Source organism: Pseudomonas sp. GM80, from assembly GCF_000282515.1.
Lineage (GTDB): Bacteria > Pseudomonadota > Gammaproteobacteria > Pseudomonadales > Pseudomonadaceae > Aquipseudomonas.
The window spans coordinates 27,455-48,574 of the sequence record NZ_AKJD01000154.1 but is presented as its reverse complement, the minus strand read 5'-3'; the positions used below and the strand labels follow the sequence as shown (position 1 = coordinate 48,574).

Below are 21,120 nucleotides of genomic sequence, written 5' to 3'. Positions count from 1 at the left end.
ACAAATATTGTGTAACGCAGAGAAACCTGTGGGAGCTGGCTTGCCAGCGATGAGGCCGGAACAGACGCCTCAAGACTTCGCTGGATATTCGCGGTGCATCTGTTCCAGCAGCGCATCCTTGTCCAGCCACAGCTGATTGATCCAGCCCTGGAACTGCAGGCGATACTCGCCGTCCTGATCGTAGTTCTTGCCGATGAACTGCTGCGGAATCTTCAGCTCTTCAAAGTGCACCACCACGTCGCGCACATTGCCGCACAGCAAATCCCAGAAGCCCGGGCGCCCGGCCGGGTAGTGAATCGTCACGTTGACGATCGACTCCAACTGCTCGCCCATCGCATCGAGCACAAAGGCAATCCCGCCAGCCTTGGGCTTGAGCAGATACTTGAACGGCGATTGCTGCTGCGCATGCTTGCCGTCGGTAAAGCGCGTGCCTTCGACGAAGTTGAAAATCCCTACCGGATTATTGCGAAACTTCGCGCAGGTCTTGCGCGTGGTTTCGAGGTCTTTGCCTTTCTTCTCCGGGTGCTTGGCCAGGTACGCCTTGGAGTAACGTTTCATGAACGGAAAGCCCAGCGCCCACCAGGCCAGGCCAATCACCGGGACCCAGATCAGCTCCTGCTTGAGGAAGAACTTCAGCGGCTGAATCCGGCGGTTGAGCACGTATTGCAGCACCAGAATATCGACCCAGCTCTGATGGTTGCTGGTGATCAGGTACGAGTGCTGGTAATCGAGGCCTTGCAGGCCGCTGATGTGCCAGCGCGTGCGGCGTACCAGGTTCATCCAGCCCTTGTTATTGCTGATCCAGGCCTCGTGGGTGTGGCTCATCAGCCAACCGGCGATACGTTGGGTCAAGGCGAACGGCAAGGCCTTGACCAGCGCCACGCAGAACAGAAACGAGCAGAGCAGAATCGTGTTGAGTGCCAACAGCAGCGAGGCAATCACGCCGCGCACGGGTGCAGGTAGAAAATCCAGCATTTACACATCCATAGGTCGGTTGGCGGCTTGAATCGCGGTAAGGGCGATGGTGTAGACGATGTCATCGACTTGCGCGCCGCGCGGCAAATCGTTCACCGGTTTGCGCAGGCCTTGCAGCATCGGCCCGAGGCTGACGCAATCGGCGCTGCGTTGCACGGCTTTGTGCGTGGTATTGCCGGTGTTCAGATCCGGGAACACGAACACCGTGGCGCGACCGGCGACCTGACTGTTCGGCGCCAGTTGCCGGGCGACTTCGGCGTTGGCCGCGGCGTCGTATTGCAACGGGCCGTCTATCAGTAGCGAATGCTGTTGTTCGTGGGCGAGCAGGGTGGCCTCGCGGACTTTCTCGACTTCTTCGCCCGTGGCCGATTCGCCGCTGGAATAACTGATCATCGCCACGCGCGGCGTAATACCGAACGCCGCCGCCGAGTCGGCGCTTTGCAGGGCAATCTCGGCCAGTTCGGTCGCGCTCGGGTGCGGGTTCATCACACAGTCGCCATACACCAGCACTTCTTCCGGGAACAGCATGAAGAACACCGACGACACCAGCGTGCAGCCCGGTGCGGTCTTGATCAACTGCAGGGCCGGGCGGATGGTGTTGGCGGTGGTGTTGATCACGCCCGAGACCAAGCCGTCGACTTCATCCAGCGCCAACATCATGGTGCCGATCACCACGGTGTCTTCCAGTTGCTGCTCGGCCATCGGTGCATTGAGGCTTTTGGTTTTGCGCAGGGCGACCATCGGCTCGACGTAGCGTTCGCGAATCAGGTCCGGATCGAGAATCTCCAGCCCCGGCGGCAAGACGATGCCTTGGGCGCGGGCGACGGCTTCGACGTCTTCCGGTTTCGCCAGCAACACACAACGGGCGATCCCGCGCTCCTGACAGATCGCCGCCGCTTGCACGGTGAACGGCTCGCTGCCTTCGGGCAGGACGATGCGCTTGTTCGCGGCTTGCGCGCGCTGAATCAATTGATAACGGAACACCGCTGGCGACAGGCGCATTTCCCGTGGCGTGCCGCAGCGCTGGTGCAGCCATTTGGCGTCGAGATGGCTGGCAACGAAGTCGGTGATGATCTCCGCACGCTCGCGGTCATCGATCGGGATTTCCTTGTTCAAACCGTTGAGCAGGTTGGCGGTGTCATACGAGCCAGTGCTCACCGACAACACAGGCAGACCGGCCTGCAACGCGCCCCGGCACAGATCCATGATGCGCGGATCGGGCAGGGTGTCGCTGGTCAGCAACAGGCCGGCCAGCGGCACGCCGTTGATCGCCGCGAGGCTGACGGCGAGGATGATGTCGTCGCGATCGCCCGGGGTCACCACCAGCACGCCGGGCTTGAGCAGCTCGACGGTGTTGCGCATGGTCCGTGCGCAAATGATGATTTTGGTCATCCGCCGGGTTTCGTAATCACCGGCGTTGAGCACTTGCGCGCCCATCAGGTCGGCGACGTCGCGGGTGCGTGGTGCGTTGAGTTCCGGCTGATAGGGAATGCAGCCGAGCAGGCGGAAATCACCGCTGCGCAGCAACGGCGAGTGCTCCTTCAGACGCGCGGCGAAGGCGTCCATGCTTTCTTCGGTCTTGACCTTGTTGAGGATCACCCCAAGGACTTTCGGGTCTTTCGGCCCGCCGAACAATTGCGCCTGCAATTCAACGCGGCCGGAGAGTTCGGCCAGCACTTCGTTTTCCGGTGCCGAGACCAGAATCACCTCGGCATCGAGGCTTTTGGCCAGGTGCAGGTTGACCCGCGCGGCGTAGCTGGCGCTACGGGTCGGCACCATGCCTTCGACCACCAGCACATCCTTGCCGATGGCGGCTTGCTGATACAGGGTGATGATTTCTTCGAGCAGCTCATCGAGCTGGCCGTCGCCGAGCATCCGCTCGACGTGAGCGAGGCCCAGCGGTTGCGGCGGTTTCAGGCCGTGGGTACGGGCCACCAGTTCGGTGGAGCGCTCGGGGCCGGTGTCGCCCGGGTGCGGCTGGGCAATCGGTTTGAAGAACCCGACTTTCAGGCCCGCACGCTCAAGCGTGCGCACCAGCCCGAGGCTGATGGAGGTCAGACCCACGCCAAAATCGGTGGGGGCGATAAAAAAAGTTTGCATGCGAATTCTCTAAAGTTGCATGGCAATGGCGGCAATCTATACGTGATCGCCTACCGAAATTCAGTCGCCAAGGTTATCGCTAACCGAGCCCTGTGCGCACCAACCGCAGGCAAAGGGTTGGCCTATTTTTTCAATACGTTGCGCCGGGTCCAGCACCCAGGCGCGTGATTGCCACGGCGGCTGGTGGCGCAGGTGCTGGGTGTGGCCACAGGAAAGCTCGGCGACCCAATGACCGTCTTCGTCCTGATGCAAGCCTGTGAGCGTCGAAACCCGTTTGTCCGGGTTGTGTTCGCTTTCGCGCGATTGCTTCGCTAAACTTGGCCTTTCTATATTCTTCTGCAAAAGGTCTCGCCCCATGCTGATCGCCGCCAATAAGGCTGTCTCCATCGACTATACCCTGACCAACGACGCTGGTGAGGTCATCGACAGCTCCGCCGGCGGCGCTCCGCTGGTCTACCTGCAAGGCGCAGGCAACATCATCCCGGGCCTGGAAAAAGCGCTGGATGGCAAAGCTGTTGGTGACGAGCTGGAAGTCTCCGTTGAACCGGAAGACGCTTACGGCGAATACGCTGCCGAGCTGGTCAGCACCCTGAGCCGCAGCATGTTCGAAGGCGTTGACGAGCTGGAAGTCGGCATGCAGTTCCACGCTTCGGCGCCGGACGGCCAGATGCAAATCGTCACCATCCGTGACCTCGACGGCGACGACGTGACTGTCGACGGCAACCACCCGTTGGCTGGTCAGCGCCTGAACTTCAAAGTGAAGATCGTTGACATCCGTGACGCCAGCCAGGAAGAAATCGCTCATGGCCACGTCCATGGCGAAGGTGGCCATCACCACTGATTTTCTGCGCTAAGCTTCGAGTACTGGAGAGGCGCCTGCGGGCGCCTTTTTAGTCCGCGGCTGTCCTTGGTGGTCTCGCCAAGTGGCTGTTTCGAGTAGAACACGGGAATCTTGGAGTTCGTCATGAGTGCTTTTCACGACCTTAAGTTGACAGCCCTGGATGGTCAGGAGCTACCGCTGGCACCGTTCAAGGGCCAAGTCGTGCTGGTGGTCAACGTCGCCTCCAAATGCGGCTTGACCCCCCAGTATGCGGCGCTGGAAAACCTCTATCAGCAGTTCAAGGGCAAAGGTTTCAGCGTGCTCGGCCTGCCGTGCAACCAGTTTGCCGGCCAGGAACCTGGCACTGAACAGGAAATCCAGGATTTCTGCAGCCTCAACTATGGCGTGACGTTCCCGTTGTCGAGCAAGCTCGAAGTCAACGGTCATGATCGTCATCAGTTGTACCGCTTGCTGGCGGGCGAGGGCGCGGAGTTTCCCGGTGACATCACCTGGAATTTCGAGAAGTTTTTGCTCGGCAAGGACGGCCGCGTGTTGGCGCGGTTCTCGCCGCGCACGGCGCCGGATGATCCGACCATTGTGCATGCGATTGAAAAAGCGCTGAGCTGAAACAGCAAGATCAAAAGATCGCAGCCTTCGGCAGTTCCTACAGGGAAACGTTATCCCATGTAGGAGCTGCCGAAGGCTGCGATCTTTTGCTTTGCGTCTTTTAATCCTTAATCACCGAAATCAATAATGCTGTTCAAAGGCCTCGGCTCTCCATATTATCGCCGTCATAAAGTTATCTCTGTGGAGCCTCCCGATGCCTGTCCAAGCCTTGTTCAAACCGTTCCACCTCGGTGCCCTCGAACTGCCGACCCGCGTGGTCATGGCGCCGATGACCCGTTCTTTCTCCCCGGGTGGCGTGCCGAATTCGAAAGTCATTGAGTACTACCGCCGTCGTGCGGCCGCAGGCGTTGGCCTGATCATCACCGAAGGCACCACCGTCGGTCACATCGCCTCCAATGGCTACCCGAACGTGCCGCAATTCTTTGGCGACGCGCCTTTGGCCGGCTGGAAAAAAGTCGTCGACGCCGTTCACGCTGAAGGCGGCAAGATCGTTCCGCAACTGTGGCACGTCGGCAGTGTGCGCCGCATCGGCACCGAGCCGGACGCCAGCGTGCCGGGTTACGGCCCGTCGGAAAAACTCAAGGACGGTCAGGTCGTGGTGCACGGCATGACTAAACAAGACATCCAGGACGTGATCGCAGCCTTCGCCCAAGCGGCCAAGGATGCACAAAGCATCGGCATGGACGGCGTGGAAATCCACGGCGCCCACGGTTACCTGGTCGACCAGTTCTTCTGGGAAGGCAGCAACCAGCGCACCGACGAGTACGGCGGCAACCTGGCCAACCGCTCGCGTTTTGCCATCGAACTGATTCAGGCGGTGCGTGCGGCGGTCGGCGAAGGTTTCCCGATCATCTTCCGCTTCTCGCAGTGGAAGCAGCAGGATTACACCGCGCGTCTGGTGCAAACGCCGGAAGCGCTGGGCGAATTCCTCAAGCCGTTGTCTGACGCAGGTGTGGATATTTTCCACTGCTCGACGCGCCGCTTCTGGGAGCCGGAGTTCGAAGGTTCCGAGCTGAACCTGGCGGGCTGGACGCGCAAGCTGACTGGCAAACCAACCATCACCGTCGGCAGTGTTGGTCTGGACGGTGAGTTCCTGCAGTTCATGGTCAACACCGACAAGGTCGCGCAACCGGCCAGCCTGGAAAACCTGCTGGAGCGTCTGAACAAAGAGGAATTCGATCTGGTGGCGGTGGGGCGTGCGCTGCTGGTTGATCCGGACTGGGCGCTGAAAGTCCGCGAAGGGCGCGAGCAGGACATCCTGCCGTTCAGCCGTGAGGCGTTGATGACCCTGGTTTAACCAGCGCCGCTTCTGACGCTATCGCTGGCAAGCCAGCTCCCACAGGTTCTGGGGATGTTCACAAATTTTGTGTTTTCCGCAAACACTGTGGGAGCTGGCTTGCCAGCGATGGCGCCTTCCAAGTCAGCAATGATTCAAGGCAATGTCTGCGCATTCGGCACCACTTGCTCCCCCACACAAGCCCCACGCAAATGGCTCTCGAACTGCTCGATAATCGCCGGCCACCCCTGGCGACTCGCATGCTGTCGCGCATTCAGCCGCACACAACGCAACCGCTCATCTTCCTCCAGCAACCACACGGCCGCTTCGCAAAATGCCTGCTCATCCCCCGGCATCGCCAGCACGCCGCTGTAGCCGTGGCGAATGTGTTGCGCCGCCGCCGCTTGATCGTAAGCCACCACCCCCAACCCTGAAGCCAACGCCTCCAGCACGACATTGCCGAAGGTTTCGGTCAGGCTCGGAAACACAAACACATCCCCAGACGCATAGTGCGCGGCCAATGCCTCGCCACGTTGTGCGCCGCAGAAGATCGCCTCGGGCAGGTCCTTTTCCAGCGCCACGCGTTGCGGCCCGTCACCGACGATGATCAGTTTCAGATGACGCTGTGGATAAGTGCTGCGCAGTGTTTCGAAGCTGCGCTTGAGCAGGCCGAGGTTTTTCTCGGGAGCGAGGCGTCCTACGTGAATAACCGCGATATCGCGCTCGTTGAGGCCCCATTGCTCACGTAAAGCGTTCAACCGTTTGCTTGGATGAAACAACTGGCTGTCGACCCCTCGCGACAACAACGCCAACCGCTCGAAATGCCGCCGCTCCAGTTCCAGCCGCTGGCTGACGCTCGGCACCAATGTCAGCGCTGAACGATTGTGAAACCAGCGCAGATAATGCGTGAGCATCCGGGTCAGCAAACCGAGACCGTACTGGCTGGTGTATTGCTGAAAGTTGGTATGAAACCCGCTGACCACCGATATCCCCAAACGCCGCGCGGCCCGCAACGCCGACAGGCCGAGTGGCCCTTCCGTGGCGATATACAGCACATCCGGGCGCTGGCGCTTCCAGCGCCGCAGCAGTTTGTGCATCGACGACTGCCCCCACTGCAACCCCGGATAACCCGGCAGCGGCCAACCTCGGCACAGCAGCAGCGCATCATCTTCACTGCGCTGCGGATCACCGGCCTGACGCGGGCGCACCAGTTCCACCTGATGCCCGCGCGCGCGCAAGCCATCGCACAAGCGGCCAAGGGTATTGGCCACGCCGTTGATTTCCGGTGGGAAGGTTTCGCTGATGAGGGTGATGTGTAGAGCTGTCGTCATGACCTCAGTGTCAACTGAGGCCATGTCGTGGCTGTTACGTTCGGATGATGGATTTGTGACGCGCGCTCTGTTGCCGGTTCAGCGCTGAGTCACCAGATTCTCGGCACCACGCTCACGCACCCAGAACAACGTCGCCCCGGCGACAGCCGCCGGCATCATCAGGATGTTGACCACCGGAATCAGCAGCGCCAGATAAACGATGCCGCCAAAACTCATGCTCTGCCAGCGCTTCTGGCGCAGCCAGGCGAGCATTTCGTTCCAGCCCAGTTTGTGGTTGTCCGCCGGGTAGTCGATGTACTGGATCGCCATCATCCACACGCCGAACAGCAGCCACAATGGTGCGGCGATGATGTTGACCATCGGGATGAACGAAAGAATGAACAGGCCGATTGCCCGTGGCAGGAAGTAGCCGAGCTTGCGCATTTCCCGGGCGAGGGTGCGTGGGACCATCTCGATCAACTCGCCCCAACTGAACGCCGGGAAGTCATCGGTGCCGCGCACCACCACTTCGACTTTTTCCGCGAGAAAGCCGTTGAACGGCGCGGCGATCACGTTGGCGAGCATGGTGAAGGTGAAAAACACCATCAGCGCCACCAGCACCACGAACAAGGGCCAGAGGATGTAGCTGAGGAAGCTCAGCCATTCGGGCAGCGATGGCATCAGCGTATCGACCCAGAGGCTGAACTGGTGGCCGGCCAGATAAATCAAGCCGACGAACAGCACCAGGTTGATCGCCAGCGGCAACAACACGAACAGGCGCAGGCCAGGGCTGAGAACCAGTTTGAGGCCTTCACGCAGGTATTGCGGGCCGGACAGAACAGGGGCGGGCATAAGGTGCTCCGAGCAAGGGAAAACGCGCCGACCTTACCGACTTTGCAAAGGCTGCGAAAGCACGGCAGAGCGATCGACATTCACTGTAACAAGATCAGAGGGACGCTATTCGTCAGTGAATCGTTCAGCGTCCGCCCTCAAAGCTCGAAGCGTATCCGCGATTCACGGCGTTGTGCCGGCGGTAGCGCTTCTCCGCGTTTCACGGCGGCCAATAGCTGGTCGACGCCGATATGCACGGCATCGGCCTGCACGTTGCACGGTTTGAAATCGGCGACATTGTCGAGGCCTTGGCGGTGCGCCTGAATGATTTTCACGTCCTGGCGAATCACGATGTGGGTGTACAGATGAATCAACGGCCGCAACAGGCCCAGCACCCAGCGGGGTAGGCGGAAGCGGTAGGCGATGTAGGTGTAGACGCGCGACTGGCGTGAATCGATGGGCGTGATCTGACTGATGATGAAGAATGCCGAACGCTCGCCCCACCGATAGTCGCAGCGGGTGACGTTGGGCGCAAAAAAACGATCGGTGTGCACCAGCGGCTCGCCGTCGGGGTTGCTCAGCCAGTTCATCAAACCGATCTTGTCGCCGTCATCGTGGTACGTCACTTCGATGCTCTGCGCTTTACACGCGAGCGTGGCTTCCATCGCCCGCCCGCTGCTGGAACGGAAGATGCCCTCGTGGACAAAAACAGTGTGCGGCACGTCCATGAAGTTCTGCACGAGGCTGCCGACGTCGGCCTCGAAGGTGTTGATCATGAAATAGGACTGCCAGGGTTTTTCGCCGTAGACCGGGAGCTTGAACACGGTTTTGCTCTGCGGGTCGCCCGTGCCGGTGTAGACCCAGACCAGCCCGTCCTGCTCCTGCACCGCAAAGTGACGCTGGCGGTAGCGATACGCGGGGGGCGTCGAAGTGCACGACTTCTTGCCGACGCTGGGGATATGCACCACTTGCCCCTCAGCGTCGTAGCGCCAGCCGTGGTAGGGACACACCAGGCAATCGTCGGCAATCTTGCCCGCCGACAGGCGTGTGCCGCGATGCACGCACTGGTCGAGCAACGCCGCTACCCGGCCGTCACGCTGACGAAAAAGCACCAGGTTCAGACCCAGAATCTTCGCCCGGTAAGGTTTGTTTTTGCGCAGTTCTTTTTGTGCGCAGGCTACATACCATTGTTCGAGGGTCGCGTCGTCGGGTGTTTCGAGGAGGTTGTTCAAAGGTACCGACATGAGCTGTCCGTCAGAGCGAGAAGGGCTTGAGCTGTCTCCAGCCGATTGATAAGTGCGCGCGGCTTGAAGTCGCCCGCACGGATGCCGCTCAACTCCGCCGCCTGTTGCAGCAGCTGCGCGAGTTGATCAGCGCCGCCGTCGAGCAGGCGCACCTGCACCGGTCCCAGTTGCCCGAGCTGGCGTGCCTGGCCGTAATGAAAGGCGTCGGCCAGTGCCGCCTCGATCGTCAGTGCCAGGGCACTGGCATCAAGGTCTCGGGGCATCGCCACCAGCGCCGTGTAATGCGGTGGCGAAGCATAGGCGTCGGGGATCAGGCAGGCGCCGCCCTGGGTGGCCGGGCAACCCTCGAACAGGTTCTGCACGACGTGTTCATCGAGTTTTTCTCCGACCAGATCACTGGTGCCTGTGGCACGGCCGACAAACTCGACCCGTGGCGTGGCCCCCGACATGCCGACGACGCGGACCCGATCGCCCAGTGCGTAGCGGTACAAGCCGCCGCCGGTGCTCAGCAGCACCTGCGCCGTTTCCCCCAGGCGTAACGAATGCGCATGGCGCAGGCTGCCGTCTTCACAGAGGAATTCCAGATAATGGCTGCCGATCGCCAACGGGCAGCCCGGTCCGTCGCCGAAGGGAACACTGACGACGCCTTCGGTGGCAAACAGACTTTTTGGTAGCCACTGCGTTTGCGGAAAACGCGCGGCCAGTTGCGTGAAGTAGTGGCGACTCGGCCCTTCCATCCAGCAACTGACGGCGGCCAGGCGTGGCCATAATCCGCTGCAGTCACCCTGGGCTCGCGCGCGGCGTAGCGCCGAGCGGCGCGGCGCGGGGAGGGCGGCCTCAAGCCAGGCAAACGTCTGCAGCTGTTCGGGTGTTTCGGCGTCGAACAGTGGCTGTAACAGGCTGGTCAGAAAGGTCGGGCTCCATACGCTGATAAAACTCAAATCAGCGTCGGCCAGCAAGGCCAGCAGGGTCTGGCGACGCCATTGCGACTGCGCACCGTTAAACTCTGGAATCAGCAACGTCCCGGCCAGACCGGCCAGATGACTGCCGCTCAAATACTCCAGATCACTGGCCGACCCGAGGCAAATGCCATTGGGCCCGGCCACGGGCATTTGCAGGGGCGGCGACATCGACCAATAACTCGAGCCATGACTGATGCCCGGCACCTGGCGATGCATGTCGGCGAGCCACACGGTCAGCGCGCTGTGCATTTCTGCGAGGAAGGCGCGCGTGTAGGGAATCGCTTTTTGCAGCGCGCTGTTACCGCTCGTACGCTCGAAGAACAGTGGTGTGTCGGTGGTCAGGATCGCTGCGGATTGCTGTTGCGCGCGCTCGATCCACGGCTGCAGTTGCGCGTAGGTGTGAACCGGTACGTTATCGCGAAACTGCGTCGAGTCCTGCAGTCGGGCAAAGTCGTGGGCGCGGCCGAATGCGCAATCACGATTGGCTTCGAGCAGGCGCTGCAATAAGCGTTCTTGCGTTGCTTGCGGTTGCTCGAGCTGCGCGTGCCATTGATCGAGCGTGGGCTTGGCGTGCTCGAGGAAGGTCTGCCACAGCGCGCGTTTCACATCCATGTTGGCGCTCATCAGAAGTAGGTCTTGTCCAGTTGCGACAAATCATCGGGTAACCGCTGCGGCGGCAGGAAAACCTGCAGCCAGCCATACCACAGCGGCCGGGTTTCCTTCTGGTTGGAAGCGGCATGCATTTGCTGCCAGTGCATGGCCGAGTGCCGATGATGGGTCAGGTTGTAGTTGAAGTTCAACAACGCCCAGCGCACCAGCCGCGGGGCCCGCAGGTTATAGGCGCCCTCGACGACGTCCAGTGGTGTGCGCATGTGGTACACCCACTGCAGCGACGACCAGGAAAAGGCGAAAGCAAGGTAGGCGATGAGCACCACCTGCCACGTCCATCCCAGCAAGAGTCCGATCGATAACCACGCGGCGACACTGGCGATGACTTCCACGCGGATACGCTTGAAGTCGGCGCTGGAGAAGTCCTTGAAGGCGGCGGCGTAGGTGTTGACCTCTGCGGTTTGCGACCATTTGTCGGTGATGCGCGCCGGCAGCACCGGCAATAACAGGCTGCCGACAAACGCCGCCAGCCAGATACCGCCAAGCACCGCAAAGTAGTACTCGATACGCTTGCGCCACAGCGACTCATCCGCGACCGCGAAGTCGGCCAGTTCTGCGCGTGTACGATTGCGCACATGATGACCCAGGTGATTGATATGGATCAGCGTCGCCGAAGCGCCAAACAGGCTAGAAGCCCACCACATGACGAAGTAGTTGAGGGGCTTGCGACTGTGCGCCAGGCCATGAAAGGACTCGTGCATCATCGAGAAGACACCTTGCATGACCAGGCAAAACGGGATGAGCACCAGCCATTTGAGCCCGCCCGCCTCCGTGTGGGAAAGCCAGGTCAGGGTCGCGCCCCACAACAGCGTTTGCAGCGCCAGCACGCACAGATTGGCCACGTCGAAACGACGCGTTTGCGAAATGTCACTGGAACTGCGCATATGGGCTCCTTGATAGGTCGAGTCGAAAAAGTATACCGCCCTGATCGCGTCGCTAATGATCAATTGCTGGCGCGTCAGGGCAACGAGGAACCGCAGAACACTGTATGTCGTATCTAAAACGCCTTCTGAACAGACGCTCGGCGACGAAACCCGCTGGCGCAGACATCCCTCGACGCGACATGCGTTTCGCGCTTGATGAGCAGGTTCCGCGCTATTGGTATCGTGGCTGGCCGCACGTCACGCGCTTTTTCGATGGCCTGTCGATCATGTTTCCACTCGGCGAAAAACTCTTCATCGACAGTGTCGTGCACTTTCGCCAAGCCCTCGAAAAACATCCGGCGCTGGCCCAGGCGGTTGACGCGTTCGTGTATCAGGAAGCGTCGCATATTCGCGAACATCGCGCGTATAACCGGCTGCTCGCGGCCCAAGGCGCACCGATTGATGCGCTGGAACAATTGCTGATGCGTCGTCAGGAGGTGGGCAATAAATTCTCCCCGGCGATGCGCCTGGCCATGACGGCCAGCCTGGAACATTTCACCGCGATCCTCTCCGATCAATTGCTGCGTCATCCGGCGATCCTTGAAGGCGCCGATACGAAGATGGCCATGCTGTGGCGCTGGCATGCGATCGAAGAAACCGAACACAAGGCCGTCGCCTACGATGTGCTGGGCGTGGTGGTGAGCAATCCGCTGCGGCGATACCTGATGCGCTGCGGGGTCATGCTGATCATGACCGGCTACTTTGCCATCGATGTCCTGTATTTCATTTACCGACTGGCAGGCAATGATGGGCAGCGCCGCAACGGGCGCGAATGGCTGCGGTTGCTCGGCTGGTTATTCGTCCGACCCGGCCCGCTGACCCGGGTGTTTCCGAAATGGCTGGCCTGGTTCATTCCGGGGTTTCACCCCAACCACCTCGACACCCGTGAAGCGTTGGCAACGGCGCGGCAAACCCTCGACGAATACGCTGGGCGCACACCATGAAAGGGCCTTCGGCGATGACCCCCGCCTGGACACCTGAGGGATTTGCCGAGTGGCCACGGCATTTTCCGGCTACCGAATTCGTCGCGCCCGACGCATTGCTGGACTGCACGGAGCAATTTATCGCGTGCTGGCACAAGCCCATGCTCAGCCTTTCCCAGGACACGTTGGTGGTGCTGGTGGCCGGGCTGTTTTCCGAATGGCTGCCCGGCTGTTTTCAGGATTGTGCGCGGACGTTGCGGCGCCTGGGCTATCCGGTTTTGCGCATGCCCGTGCGTTCCTCTCGCGGCGTCATGGCGCAGGGTCGACATATCAGTCAGGTGCTGACGGCCCAACTCAGGCAGGGGCAACGCTTTGTCGTGTTGGCGCACAGCAAGGGTGGGCTCGACGCGCTCGCGGCATTGGCACAGGACAAACAGTTGCGCCAGGCGTGTGATGGTGTGGTACTGGTGCAACCACCGACAGGTCCGTCGACGGTCATCAATGACCTGTTGGCTTGCAGCGCAGGGCAGTCGAACCTCGACTATCCGTTCGATCGCGTTCGCCGAGTGCTGGCGAAAACCCGTTGGGTGGCCGCTGGCGCACGGGATATCAGCAGTCTGCGCGACCCGCAGATCAGCGACCTGCTCGAACACCTGCCCGCCGACGTGCAATGCCTGCACGTGATCAGTTGGAGCGCCGTCCCCAGTTCACGCTTCGATACCCATCATGCCCGCCTCAATGCGCGACGCCCGGGTTGCGCCCATGACGGCCAGTTTTACCTCGAACATCAACGCATCGCGGGCATGCCGCAGATCTGCCTGCCCCGGCTCGATCACGGTCAACCGGTGCTGGGCGGCGGTGGCTTTGACGCCACGCGTTTCTGGTTGACGCTGTTGGATGTCGTCCACGGTTGCGCTCAGACCAGATAGATTTCGAAGCCCGGGATGCGCTCGGCATCCTGCGGCGTCAACGCCGTGGCATTGCCTACGCAAGGCGCGGTGTACAAGTCCATGGCAATGGACACGGCGCGATAGCGCTTCATGGCCAGCCAGAATGGGTCATGGTCATACAGGCACAGTTGCATCAATGCGTACTGACCGCGAACGCGCATCCACGCCGCGTCCAGCAGTGCCGCAAAAATCTGCGGGTCGCGTTGGCGGACGTGCAGGTGGGTCAGGTAAACGTCGCGCAACGCCTCGCCGGGCGCGGCAATGGCGGGGCGCCCCAACAGCGGCGCACAGGTGTTGAACGCCAGGCGCAGAGCCTGGTGGGGCAGCGGCAAGGTCTCAAGCACCACGCGCTTGATCCGCCCGGCATCCCAAGGCGCGACGCAGCCCAGCAGATTGTCTCGGGCGTCGAGTGCCAGCAGAAATGACGAGAGACCGAAGTCCGGCCAGGTCTCCAGGCGCCTGGCAAACTGCGCCTCGCTGAAGACGTTGCCGAAGGGCTGAGCTGCCGACTCGCGGTCGAGAAACGCCCGGAGTGCGTCGGCGTGACACGGCTGCGCTTGCACGATGCGCACGTGGTCCGGCGTTCGCGGGGTGCTTGCCCAGCCACGCTGGGCATACACGGCGACGTTGCTGTAACCCCGCCAGTGCGCCAGCCCGAGTGGATTGGCGCGCCGTCCGCCGAGCAATGATTGTGTGGCGAGACGGTTGTCGCGGATGACACAGCAATAGGCATGCTGCACCCCCGTTTCAGCGGTCAGTGCGGCGAGACGGACTTTGACCTCGGCCATCCACGACAGCGACAGGCGTCGATCAGGCACCAGTCGCAAATCCCCCAGATAGGCCACGGGCTGAATGTCACCCTGAAGATAACCCTCGCGTACCACCAGGCTGGCGATGCCCTTCAGATCACCGGTCTCGTTCTCGGCCAGCCAGGTGCGATGGTCGCTGGCATGACAACGGTGCAGCGCAAAGTAGTCCGGCCCGCGATCGAAACGCATTGGCAAACCACCCTGCATGGCCCGCTGCGCCTGAAAATCCAGCAGTCGCTGGTTGTCCGCCGCACAGGCCTGGCGGATCAGCATGGTTGTGCGGCGGCGAACAGACGCTGCGCCATGGGCCGCAGGTTATCGGGGTGCAATTCACACAGGCAGACCAGTTCATCGCCCGACGCGTAATGAGGATTTTTCTGCAGAAAATACGCGACGTTATCCAGACGCAAGTGCGGCGCCGGGACGTGTGCCAACTCGGTCGTCAGCCGACCTTGCGGCACTTTGAAAGACAGCACGCCTGTTGCCGGGTCATAGGCCTCGCCGAAACGATCCACTGCCAGATAATCGGCCAGTGCCTGAACCGCAGAGTCCGTCACGGCGCCAGCGCGGGGCGCGTAGTTCAGTGCCATGGCGGCCAGATAGCGATAGGTGCGGTGGCCCTTGCAGATCAGAAACCAGTACAGGGGAATGTCAGGTTGCTCCAGCCAGATCTCGCCGGCCAGGCGCATCCACGCGAAGGCCAGTTGCTGGCTGCCCCAGTGTTCGCGGTCAATGATGGTGTCGCCGGAAAAAATCACCCTGATCGGGCGCCCGCACCACGTGCGCTCATAGCGTTTGAGGGTGGTGAAACCGACGATGGTCTGATCCGCGCAACGCAACACGATGCAGTGGGTCTTGTCCTGCAAATCCTGTTCGAACTGCGGGCGAGAGGTGTCGCAGTAGGACGCCGAATAAATCTCGAACATCCGGTTGATTTCATGTGGATGCAGATCGGAGCATTCAACGGACGTTGCGCTCAAACGCATGGAGACCCTCGGCATCGCAAGCAAGATGTTTGGAGTTTGGCGAGTTGAAAGGGTCAATGCAACGTAGACTTCCTTTCGTCGCCGTCATTTACTGACGCTGAAAATCTGGCATAACCGAGCAGAAGCCGCCGCTCTTGGCGGTATGGAAACGTTGCACGTGTTCTGACCCATCAGGCGCCTTATTCATGTCATCCATGTTTGCCAGTCATCAATTTGATACCTCGATCGTGACACGCCCGTTCCTCTGGCTAGCGGTCTACACCGTGGTGACGGGCGCGCTGTATTTTCTCGTCACGCACTACCCGATGGGCGCGGTGCGAGTGATTGAACCGACAGGTTTTGACGCGCACATTGCTCGACTGCCTTTCACCTTGCCGTTGTACCTGAGCTATGTGCTGATCATGCCGGCGCTGGTGCTGCTGGGGCGGCGCCGCGAATGGTTGCTGCCAGCCTTTTTTGCCGCGGCCGTGGCGTCCGGCACCTGCCTGCTGAGCCATTTGTTCTGGCCCTCCATGATCGAGCGCCCGGAGAGCTCGTCGCAGTGGCTGACGTGGTTCTACCAACTCGACTCACCGTTGGCCGCCTCGCCCAGTGGGCACGTGGCCTTGCCGGTAGCGATCAGCGTTGTCCTTGCTTACCTGCGCGTCCGTGCGGCCTGGCTCTTCAGTCTGTGGAGCGTGATGCTGGGGATTACCGTGTTGACCACGGGTCAGCACGTGCTGCTCGACGTGGTGTATGGCGCCGCGATCGGTGGCGTGGCGGGCTTGATGACCGTCATGCTCAAGCGCCTGAAAGTGGATCTGCGCAGCATGGCCGCGATCCTGCTGGAATGGCTGTGCATCATCGTGACGTTGCGCATCGCCCTGTACGTGGACGACTGGCGTTTGTATGGCGTGGCCTTCGTGGTGATTGCCACGCGCCAACATGCGCTGTTCATCCTGTACCACGACGCGACGCACTATCACTTGACCCGTCATCGCCGGCTCAACGACTTTCTGATCAACCTGGCGATCGGTGTGCCGGGTCTCGTCCCGGTGGAATTCTATCGGCCCCTGCACCTCGAACATCATCAACAGACCGGTACTGCCAACGACCCGGAGCGCCGCTTTCTGTATCACCGCCAGCCTTGGGATTTCCGTCCGCTGAGCGGCAAATTGTTGCTGCGACAAATACTCGGCGATCTGTTGCTGATCAACACGCTGCGCAATCTGCGCGCCTACAAGGCAGCGGGCGGAGCCTCACCGAAGATGACCGGCCCGGCCTTTGCGGCCAGTGTGATCTGGCTGGGCCTTTTATCGTTGATTGCCTGGCAGACGTCGGCGCAGACGATCCTGCTGATTGTTTTTTTCTGGTTTGTGCCACTGGCCACCCTGGGCACCCTGTTGCAGAAAATTCGCAGCATCGCCGAGCACAGCGGCGGGCCGGACGTGACCCCCGGTTGGCGGGAATGGACGTATGCCTGGAAAGTCGGGCACGCAGGGCGGTTTTTCATCTGGCCTTATCACATCAATCTGCACCTGCATCATCACCGCAGTGCCAACCATCCCTGGCACGTGCTTCCACGATTGGTGACGACGGATGAAGCGTTGCTGGACTCACGGACGCTGCCCTCGCTGCTCTGGTCGGGCATGAACAAACACCGCTGATCCAGCCTTGTTTCCGCGCGGCACCGCTTGGGTTCAGCTTTCAGCCTCACCCTTGGGGTTGCTCGCGATCAGGCTGGCGCCGCACGCGGTTTTCATCCCGTGCAGCGCGACTGCAATGCCGCCGACATCCAGCAGGGCACTGCCCTGCGTGATCGGGAACACCCCTTTGCACAGCGGGCAGACTACCTTGTGGCCAACGCCGGACATGGGTTTGCCGTTCAGGTCTGTCTGGCTGAAAGCTTCAAGGACGGTGCCACCGTGACTGGTGGAGTCGCCGAGCCGAATGATGTCCATGGCAGCAGGCCTCTTAGAGATCGTCCATCCAGTTGGTTTTCGGTTTCTGGTCGGCGAGGAATTCTTCCAGCGTGTGATCCTGCTCGATGCCCGGCATTTTCGGCGCCGAATGCGCGGTAGGCACGGCTGACGGTTCCTCGGTGCTCGCAGTCTGCGGCATCAGGTTGACGCCGAAATGATCATTGCCCGTTGGCTTTTTGCCGGGCGTCGGCGAGGTCACGGCAATGATCGTCGCCTGCTCCGGGCGCCGCATCGGCATGACCACACTGGTGTCGGCGTTGAGGTAACTGGCCATCGTCGCGAGGGTGAGACCAACGAACGGCGAAGCCGAGCCGGTATCGCCCAAGCGCTGATTGAGGTCGTAGCTCTCGCGCGAATCGAGCAGATCCAGCGGGCTGTGGGCGGCAGTGAGCGCCGGCAGCAACTCCGCCAGCGGCGTGGTGTTCGCGCCGCCGTCAAAGAACACCCGCGCCGGTTTCTGCACGAGCCCGTCGGTGGCGTCTTTCCAGCCAGCGGCGAGTTTGGCGGTCAGCGCGTCACGCTTGAGGCGTTCGCCATTGTCTGGCCGCAGCAGCGCCACGGTGACCGGCCGATGCAGCTTGGCCAGCACCGGCTGCGCATCCCATTGCTCGAACGCACGCTGGGTCCAGGGTTGCGGAATGAACGTCGATGGCTGGAACTCCACGGCGGGTTTGCTCGCGCCCCAACCGGTGAATTCCGGGTCGATTTTGTTCTCGTTGACCTTGGCAAATTGCGCGTAGTAACGCAGCCATTCGACGCGTTCGGGACGCCCGACCACCATGGCGACCATGGCGTCGGTGAGTTCGCCCGGCTTGCGTGGGCCGGGCCCGCCAATCAGCGGCGCCTTTTTCGCCGACAGCGCGAACGACATGCTGAAGCCTTCGACGTTGTAGACCAGCACAGCGGGGAGGTCAGGGTTCTGTTCGAACAGGTTGAAGAGGTTTTCCACCAGACCTTCCGGGGTGTCGCTGCAGACCACGCCATCTTGCAGATTGCGCACGCGATGCCAGTGCAGGCCCGCTTCCGTGCGGTAACTGTTGACCATGCCCGAGAGCATTTCCCGGGTTCTTTGCGGGGCGTAACGCAGGTTCGGTGTGTCGGGATTCCAGCCACGCACGACCGTGAGGGTCGGGATCGGCCACTTCTCGACGAAGTCGCGCAAGCCCAGTTCCAGCGCATCAGCCTTGCGCTTGTCATAGGCGAGGTCTTTGGCGTCGCCATCCACCGGATACTGTTTCGGGTCCGTGGGCAGAATGCTGCCGACGTGGAGGGCTTCAGTCTGTTTCGCATTCTGTTCCTGCAAGGCTTTCCAGGCCTGGCCCTGACGGAACACGTCGAGGCTCAGGCCAATGGCGAGCACATCCAGCGTGTCCAGACGCGGCGAGGTGGCAGGGGCGCGGTAACGGGCATCAACAGGCATGGTGGCGGCCTCCTTGGCCGAGGTATAGGCAGTCACGGGTGAGGCCGCGCTGGCAAAGCAACGGCTGGCCGTCGATGGATGTGCAGCCGCGTGGACCAGAGGGCTGGTCAGGAGCAGGCCGGTGCAAAACAAACGAGCAATATCAAAGCGCATCAAGGGGCTCCACCAAAACGCACGGGTTCGCCATTTCTGAGTTCGGTCCGGGTCTGGGTCGCCACCAGGCTCGGCATGTTGTCGCTGATGGCGGGTAACGCGCCGGTCTTGCGATACGCCACGGTAGCGTCAATCAACTCGCGGTTCTTACCGTCCTCCTCCTGATAGTGCTGATCCACGGAGTCGTCCGGATCTTCATTCTCTGCCTGAAATTGCGCGTTGGCGCCGCCATCGGTCTTGGCCCAGTCCAGCCGCCAATCCGCCACTCGACACAGATACGCATAGAACGACGCTTCATCCACGCATTCGCCGGCCCCGATCGCCACGTCATAGGCCAGCACCTGGCGGCTGTGTTCAGGGTTGTTGGGGATGGAAGAGTGGAAAGACATCGCCAGCGAGTATTCCTCGCCTTGCAGGCGGATACGTGCCTGATAAGGCGTTTCCCCACGCGTGACGAGAACCTTGCCGTTGCCTTGAGCCCGAGCGGCAAACACATGGGCGCAGTCCGAGGCTTCCTTGCCCTCGTTACGGGCCTTTTCGACGCTCTTGATGTCTTGCCCGTATTTGAAGGCCTGGGCTTCTTCCATGGTCTCCGCTTCGGCGTAACGTGGGTTGTCCGGCTCCCAGCCGCCATTGGCCACGCCGATCGCGGCATCGACGGGATCGAGTTTGTCCTTGACCTGGTACACCCCGCTTTTGGAGTCTTCCCCGGGGGCGGTAACGACACCATCGTTGGCAAAGTTCACGTCGCCTGGCACCGGCAATGGAGGCGCGGTCAAGATTACGCTGGCGCCCTTGTCGAGGCTGCCATTGGGGATCCGGTCCATGAAGCCCAGGCCGGTGTCTTCCCAGGGTTGCTCGCTGTCCTGACGCAACAGGTAGACGTATGGAGGAACGTGTTTGCCGACGAGTTCTTTCTCGCCGTTACGTTTGCGTACGGTAAAGACCCGTTGGTGGAAACGTTGCGGAAGAATCTTGCGCGCTGGCTGGCCGTCGACCTCTTCGCCGATCCCCTGCCAACCGATGCCCTGGACGTTCTTGAGGCCAACTGTCTGATCCTGAGGGGTGAAATAGAGAAAGGTGCTGCCGCGATTGTCGCGCTCGTTGAAGGTGATCTTTTCTCCGCGGATCGTGGTTTGACATGCGGCCGTGCCTGTCCAGCCAGGCCCGCCAATCGCTCCGTAGCCCTGCTTGTTTTTCAGGGCGACGCCCGACAGCGCCGGCACCGGATTAGGGCTGCCGGCGATGAATTGCAAGATGCCGTTGAGCGTGGCGATGCGCGCTCCGGTCGTCTGTTGCCCACCCCACTTCTGGACCTTGTCCATGTTCGGCTGGAACAGGCTGTAGGGCGAGTTGAACATGACTACGCCGTCTGCCGGTTTGGCGTTGTCCTCCTTGAGGAACGCGTGGGCCAACAGTGTCAGCAGCGTGCCCTGACTGTGGCCAACCACGTTGATCGTATCGTTTGGATGACGTTTGTGAATGATCTTGATCAACATCGCCAGGCGCATGGCGGCCAGCACCATGTAACGCCGACCGGCGGCTGAAAACAGCGGGTGAGTCAGCTTGCCGCCGATTTTGTCGAGCGAGATGAAGCCGAGCAGCATGCCGTTGAAACCCTTGCCCCACATGTCCGGCAGGTTGGTGGTGGCGTTGGCGAACTGGCCGCCTTCCTTGGTGCCGGCCTTGTCCAGGCGGTTGCCGTCACGGTCCAGCCACTGACCGTGCGCTTCGGTTTTCTGAATGAAAGCTTCTTCCTCGCGAAACCCCCAATAGAACGGCACCACCACACTGCGCGGCTGGCTGCCGTTGCTGGAGGCGCCGGCCTTGCGGCGGAAGTACACGGCATCGGGGTTATTGGCCTTGCCGCCATCATCGGCGGGCGCGGTGTAGCTGGCCGGCAACAGGTAACCCGGGTTGTTCGCGCCGTTGGGGAAGGTGCGCGGCATATCGAGGCGTTCGTTCAGCCCCTCGCACAGGCCCTGCTCAATACGCGCGTAGCAACCCGCGAGGTCGTTGACGCCGTGCACGAGGATCGTCACACAGGGCTTCGGTGGCGGCGGAATCAGGTGGATGTCGCCACCGCTGGGCATGGTGATCGATTGGCTGGAAGCGATCTTTTTCGGCTGGGTAGGATCAGTCATCGCCCATTTCCTCCTTGAAAATTCCGTTGGTCTCGAC

Annotated in this window: 19 protein-coding genes; 6 read left to right on the top strand and 13 right to left on the bottom strand. The window is 61.2% G+C overall.

Annotated features, from left to right (window positions below; translation table 11 throughout):
* Nucleotides 1-69 precede the first annotated feature (69 nt).
* Genes PMI37_RS21820 through PMI37_RS21810 form a run of 3 tightly spaced genes read right to left on the bottom strand, consistent with a single transcriptional unit; the run spans nucleotide 70 to nucleotide 3,462 of the window.
* Nucleotides 70-975, bottom strand: coding sequence for an acyltransferase (locus PMI37_RS21820; protein ID WP_008085029.1), 906 nt, complete (start codon nucleotides 973-975; stop codon nucleotides 70-72).
* A complete protein-coding gene (gene pta / locus PMI37_RS21815) occupies nucleotides 976-3,075 on the bottom strand; it encodes a phosphate acetyltransferase (protein WP_008085028.1) in 2,100 nt (699 codons plus the stop codon).
* Nucleotides 3,076-3,135: 60 nt separating this feature from the next.
* Nucleotides 3,136-3,462, bottom strand: a complete 327-nt coding sequence (locus PMI37_RS21810) for a DUF3565 domain-containing protein (protein WP_045123229.1) — start codon at nucleotides 3,460-3,462, stop codon at nucleotides 3,136-3,138.
* Here PMI37_RS21810 and PMI37_RS21805 point away from each other — a divergent pair.
* From PMI37_RS21805 to PMI37_RS21795, 3 genes are all read left to right on the top strand, one after another.
* Nucleotides 3,431-3,916, top strand: coding sequence for an FKBP-type peptidyl-prolyl cis-trans isomerase (locus tag PMI37_RS21805; RefSeq protein ID WP_008085027.1), 486 nt, complete (start codon nucleotides 3,431-3,433; stop codon nucleotides 3,914-3,916). The genes PMI37_RS21810 and PMI37_RS21805 overlap by 32 nt on opposite strands.
* A gap of 123 nt (nucleotides 3,917-4,039) precedes the next feature.
* Nucleotides 4,040-4,522, top strand: coding sequence for a glutathione peroxidase (locus PMI37_RS21800; protein WP_008085026.1), 483 nt, complete (start codon nucleotides 4,040-4,042; stop codon nucleotides 4,520-4,522).
* 193 nt (nucleotides 4,523-4,715) lie between these two features.
* Complete coding sequence (locus tag PMI37_RS21795; RefSeq protein WP_008085025.1) at nucleotides 4,716-5,819, top strand: NADH:flavin oxidoreductase; 1,104 nt, start codon at nucleotides 4,716-4,718, stop codon at nucleotides 5,817-5,819.
* A 134-nt stretch (nucleotides 5,820-5,953) separates the two neighbouring features.
* Here PMI37_RS21795 and PMI37_RS21790 read toward each other — a convergent pair whose 3' ends face one another.
* From PMI37_RS21790 to PMI37_RS21770, 5 genes are all read right to left on the bottom strand, one after another.
* Complete coding sequence (locus PMI37_RS21790) at nucleotides 5,954-7,153, bottom strand: glycosyltransferase family 4 protein (protein ID WP_008085024.1); 1,200 nt, start codon at nucleotides 7,151-7,153, stop codon at nucleotides 5,954-5,956.
* A gap of 54 nt (nucleotides 7,154-7,207) precedes the next feature.
* On the bottom strand, nucleotides 7,208-7,960 hold the full coding sequence (gene cysZ, locus PMI37_RS21785; protein WP_008085023.1) for a sulfate transporter CysZ: 753 nt from the start codon (nucleotides 7,958-7,960) through the stop codon (nucleotides 7,208-7,210).
* 137 nt (nucleotides 7,961-8,097) lie between these two features.
* The gene (locus tag PMI37_RS21780; RefSeq protein WP_008085022.1) at nucleotides 8,098-9,183 is read right to left on the bottom strand and encodes an aromatic ring-hydroxylating oxygenase subunit alpha; all 1,086 of its coding nucleotides are present in this window, start codon (nucleotides 9,181-9,183) and stop codon (nucleotides 8,098-8,100) included.
* A complete protein-coding gene (locus tag PMI37_RS21775; RefSeq protein ID WP_045123228.1) occupies nucleotides 9,168-10,769 on the bottom strand; it encodes a GH3 family domain-containing protein in 1,602 nt (533 codons plus the stop codon). The genes PMI37_RS21780 and PMI37_RS21775 overlap by 16 nt, the downstream gene beginning before the upstream one ends.
* A complete protein-coding gene (locus PMI37_RS21770; RefSeq protein WP_008085019.1) occupies nucleotides 10,769-11,698 on the bottom strand; it encodes a fatty acid desaturase family protein in 930 nt (309 codons plus the stop codon). Before PMI37_RS21770 ends, PMI37_RS21775 begins: the two co-directional genes overlap by 1 nt.
* A gap of 104 nt (nucleotides 11,699-11,802) precedes the next feature.
* Between PMI37_RS21770 and PMI37_RS21765 the strand changes: the two genes are divergently transcribed.
* Together PMI37_RS21765 and PMI37_RS21760 are read left to right on the top strand one after the other, a co-directional pair.
* A complete protein-coding gene (locus PMI37_RS21765; protein ID WP_045123227.1) occupies nucleotides 11,803-12,681 on the top strand; it encodes a metal-dependent hydrolase in 879 nt (292 codons plus the stop codon).
* A 14-nt stretch (nucleotides 12,682-12,695) separates the two neighbouring features.
* Nucleotides 12,696-13,589 carry an alpha/beta hydrolase gene (locus tag PMI37_RS21760; RefSeq protein ID WP_008085016.1) on the top strand — a complete coding sequence of 298 codons (894 nt, stop codon included), beginning with the start codon at nucleotides 12,696-12,698 and terminating at the stop codon, nucleotides 13,587-13,589.
* On the opposite strand, the gene PMI37_RS21755 is transcribed toward PMI37_RS21760, so the two are convergent.
* The gene (locus tag PMI37_RS21755) at nucleotides 13,577-14,692 is read right to left on the bottom strand and encodes a hypothetical protein (RefSeq protein ID WP_008085014.1); all 1,116 of its coding nucleotides are present in this window, start codon (nucleotides 14,690-14,692) and stop codon (nucleotides 13,577-13,579) included. The genes PMI37_RS21760 and PMI37_RS21755 overlap by 13 nt on opposite strands.
* Nucleotides 14,686-15,345, bottom strand: coding sequence for a hypothetical protein (locus PMI37_RS21750; protein ID WP_045123226.1), 660 nt, complete (start codon nucleotides 15,343-15,345; stop codon nucleotides 14,686-14,688). Before PMI37_RS21750 ends, PMI37_RS21755 begins: the two co-directional genes overlap by 7 nt.
* 254 nt (nucleotides 15,346-15,599) lie before the next feature.
* On the opposite strand from PMI37_RS21750, the gene PMI37_RS21745 reads away from it, so the two are divergent.
* A complete protein-coding gene (locus PMI37_RS21745) occupies nucleotides 15,600-17,051 on the top strand; it encodes a fatty acid desaturase (protein WP_045123236.1) in 1,452 nt (483 codons plus the stop codon).
* Nucleotides 17,052-17,084: 33 nt separating this feature from the next.
* Here the strand turns inward: PMI37_RS21745 and PMI37_RS21740 are convergent, their stop codons facing one another.
* The 3 genes from PMI37_RS21740 to PMI37_RS21730 are packed head-to-tail and all read right to left on the bottom strand — an operon-like array spanning nucleotide 17,085 to nucleotide 21,083.
* The gene (locus tag PMI37_RS21740; protein WP_008085009.1) at nucleotides 17,085-17,345 is read right to left on the bottom strand and encodes a PAAR domain-containing protein; all 261 of its coding nucleotides are present in this window, start codon (nucleotides 17,343-17,345) and stop codon (nucleotides 17,085-17,087) included.
* A 13-nt stretch (nucleotides 17,346-17,358) separates the two neighbouring features.
* Nucleotides 17,359-18,939, bottom strand: a complete 1,581-nt coding sequence (locus PMI37_RS31445; RefSeq protein ID WP_008085008.1) for a type VI lipase adapter Tla3 domain-containing protein — start codon at nucleotides 18,937-18,939, stop codon at nucleotides 17,359-17,361.
* On the bottom strand, nucleotides 18,939-21,083 hold the full coding sequence (locus PMI37_RS21730; protein ID WP_008085005.1) for a T6SS effector phospholipase Tle3 domain-containing protein: 2,145 nt from the start codon (nucleotides 21,081-21,083) through the stop codon (nucleotides 18,939-18,941). The genes PMI37_RS31445 and PMI37_RS21730 overlap by 1 nt, the downstream gene beginning before the upstream one ends.
* Nucleotides 21,084-21,120: the final 37 nt, after the last annotated feature.

Excerpts from the sequence above, each read along its gene's own strand:
- PMI37_RS21820 (WP_008085029.1), bottom strand. The coding sequence starts at position 975 with ATGCTGGATTTTCTACCTGCACCCGTGCGCGGCGTGATTGCCTCGCTG.
- PMI37_RS21740 (WP_008085009.1), bottom strand. The coding sequence starts at position 17,345 with ATGGACATCATTCGGCTCGGCGACTCCACCAGTCACGGTGGCACCGTC.
- PMI37_RS21730 (WP_008085005.1), bottom strand. The coding sequence starts at position 21,083 with ATGACTGATCCTACCCAGCCGAAAAAGATCGCTTCCAGCCAATCGATC.
- PMI37_RS21800 (WP_008085026.1), top strand. The coding sequence starts at position 4,040 with ATGAGTGCTTTTCACGACCTTAAGTTGACAGCCCTGGATGGTCAGGAG.
- PMI37_RS21780 (WP_008085022.1), bottom strand. The coding sequence starts at position 9,183 with ATGTCGGTACCTTTGAACAACCTCCTCGAAACACCCGACGACGCGACC.
- pta (WP_008085028.1), bottom strand. The coding sequence starts at position 3,075 with ATGCAAACTTTTTTTATCGCCCCCACCGATTTTGGCGTGGGTCTGACC.
- PMI37_RS21755 (WP_008085014.1), bottom strand. The coding sequence starts at position 14,692 with ATGCTGATCCGCCAGGCCTGTGCGGCGGACAACCAGCGACTGCTGGAT.
- PMI37_RS21770 (WP_008085019.1), bottom strand. The coding sequence starts at position 11,698 with ATGCGCAGTTCCAGTGACATTTCGCAAACGCGTCGTTTCGACGTGGCC.
- PMI37_RS21790 (WP_008085024.1), bottom strand. The coding sequence starts at position 7,153 with ATGGCCTCAGTTGACACTGAGGTCATGACGACAGCTCTACACATCACC.
- PMI37_RS21810 (WP_045123229.1), bottom strand. The coding sequence starts at position 3,462 with ATGGAGACAGCCTTATTGGCGGCGATCAGCATGGGGCGAGACCTTTTG.
- PMI37_RS21760 (WP_008085016.1), top strand. The coding sequence starts at position 12,696 with ATGACCCCCGCCTGGACACCTGAGGGATTTGCCGAGTGGCCACGGCAT.
- PMI37_RS21795 (WP_008085025.1), top strand. The coding sequence starts at position 4,716 with ATGCCTGTCCAAGCCTTGTTCAAACCGTTCCACCTCGGTGCCCTCGAA.
- PMI37_RS21765 (WP_045123227.1), top strand. The coding sequence starts at position 11,803 with ATGTCGTATCTAAAACGCCTTCTGAACAGACGCTCGGCGACGAAACCC.
- PMI37_RS21750 (WP_045123226.1), bottom strand. The coding sequence starts at position 15,345 with ATGTTCGAGATTTATTCGGCGTCCTACTGCGACACCTCTCGCCCGCAG.
- PMI37_RS21775 (WP_045123228.1), bottom strand. The coding sequence starts at position 10,769 with ATGAGCGCCAACATGGATGTGAAACGCGCGCTGTGGCAGACCTTCCTC.
- PMI37_RS21805 (WP_008085027.1), top strand. The coding sequence starts at position 3,431 with ATGCTGATCGCCGCCAATAAGGCTGTCTCCATCGACTATACCCTGACC.
- cysZ (WP_008085023.1), bottom strand. The coding sequence starts at position 7,960 with ATGCCCGCCCCTGTTCTGTCCGGCCCGCAATACCTGCGTGAAGGCCTC.
- PMI37_RS21745 (WP_045123236.1), top strand. The coding sequence starts at position 15,600 with ATGTTTGCCAGTCATCAATTTGATACCTCGATCGTGACACGCCCGTTC.
- PMI37_RS31445 (WP_008085008.1), bottom strand. The coding sequence starts at position 18,939 with ATGCGCTTTGATATTGCTCGTTTGTTTTGCACCGGCCTGCTCCTGACC.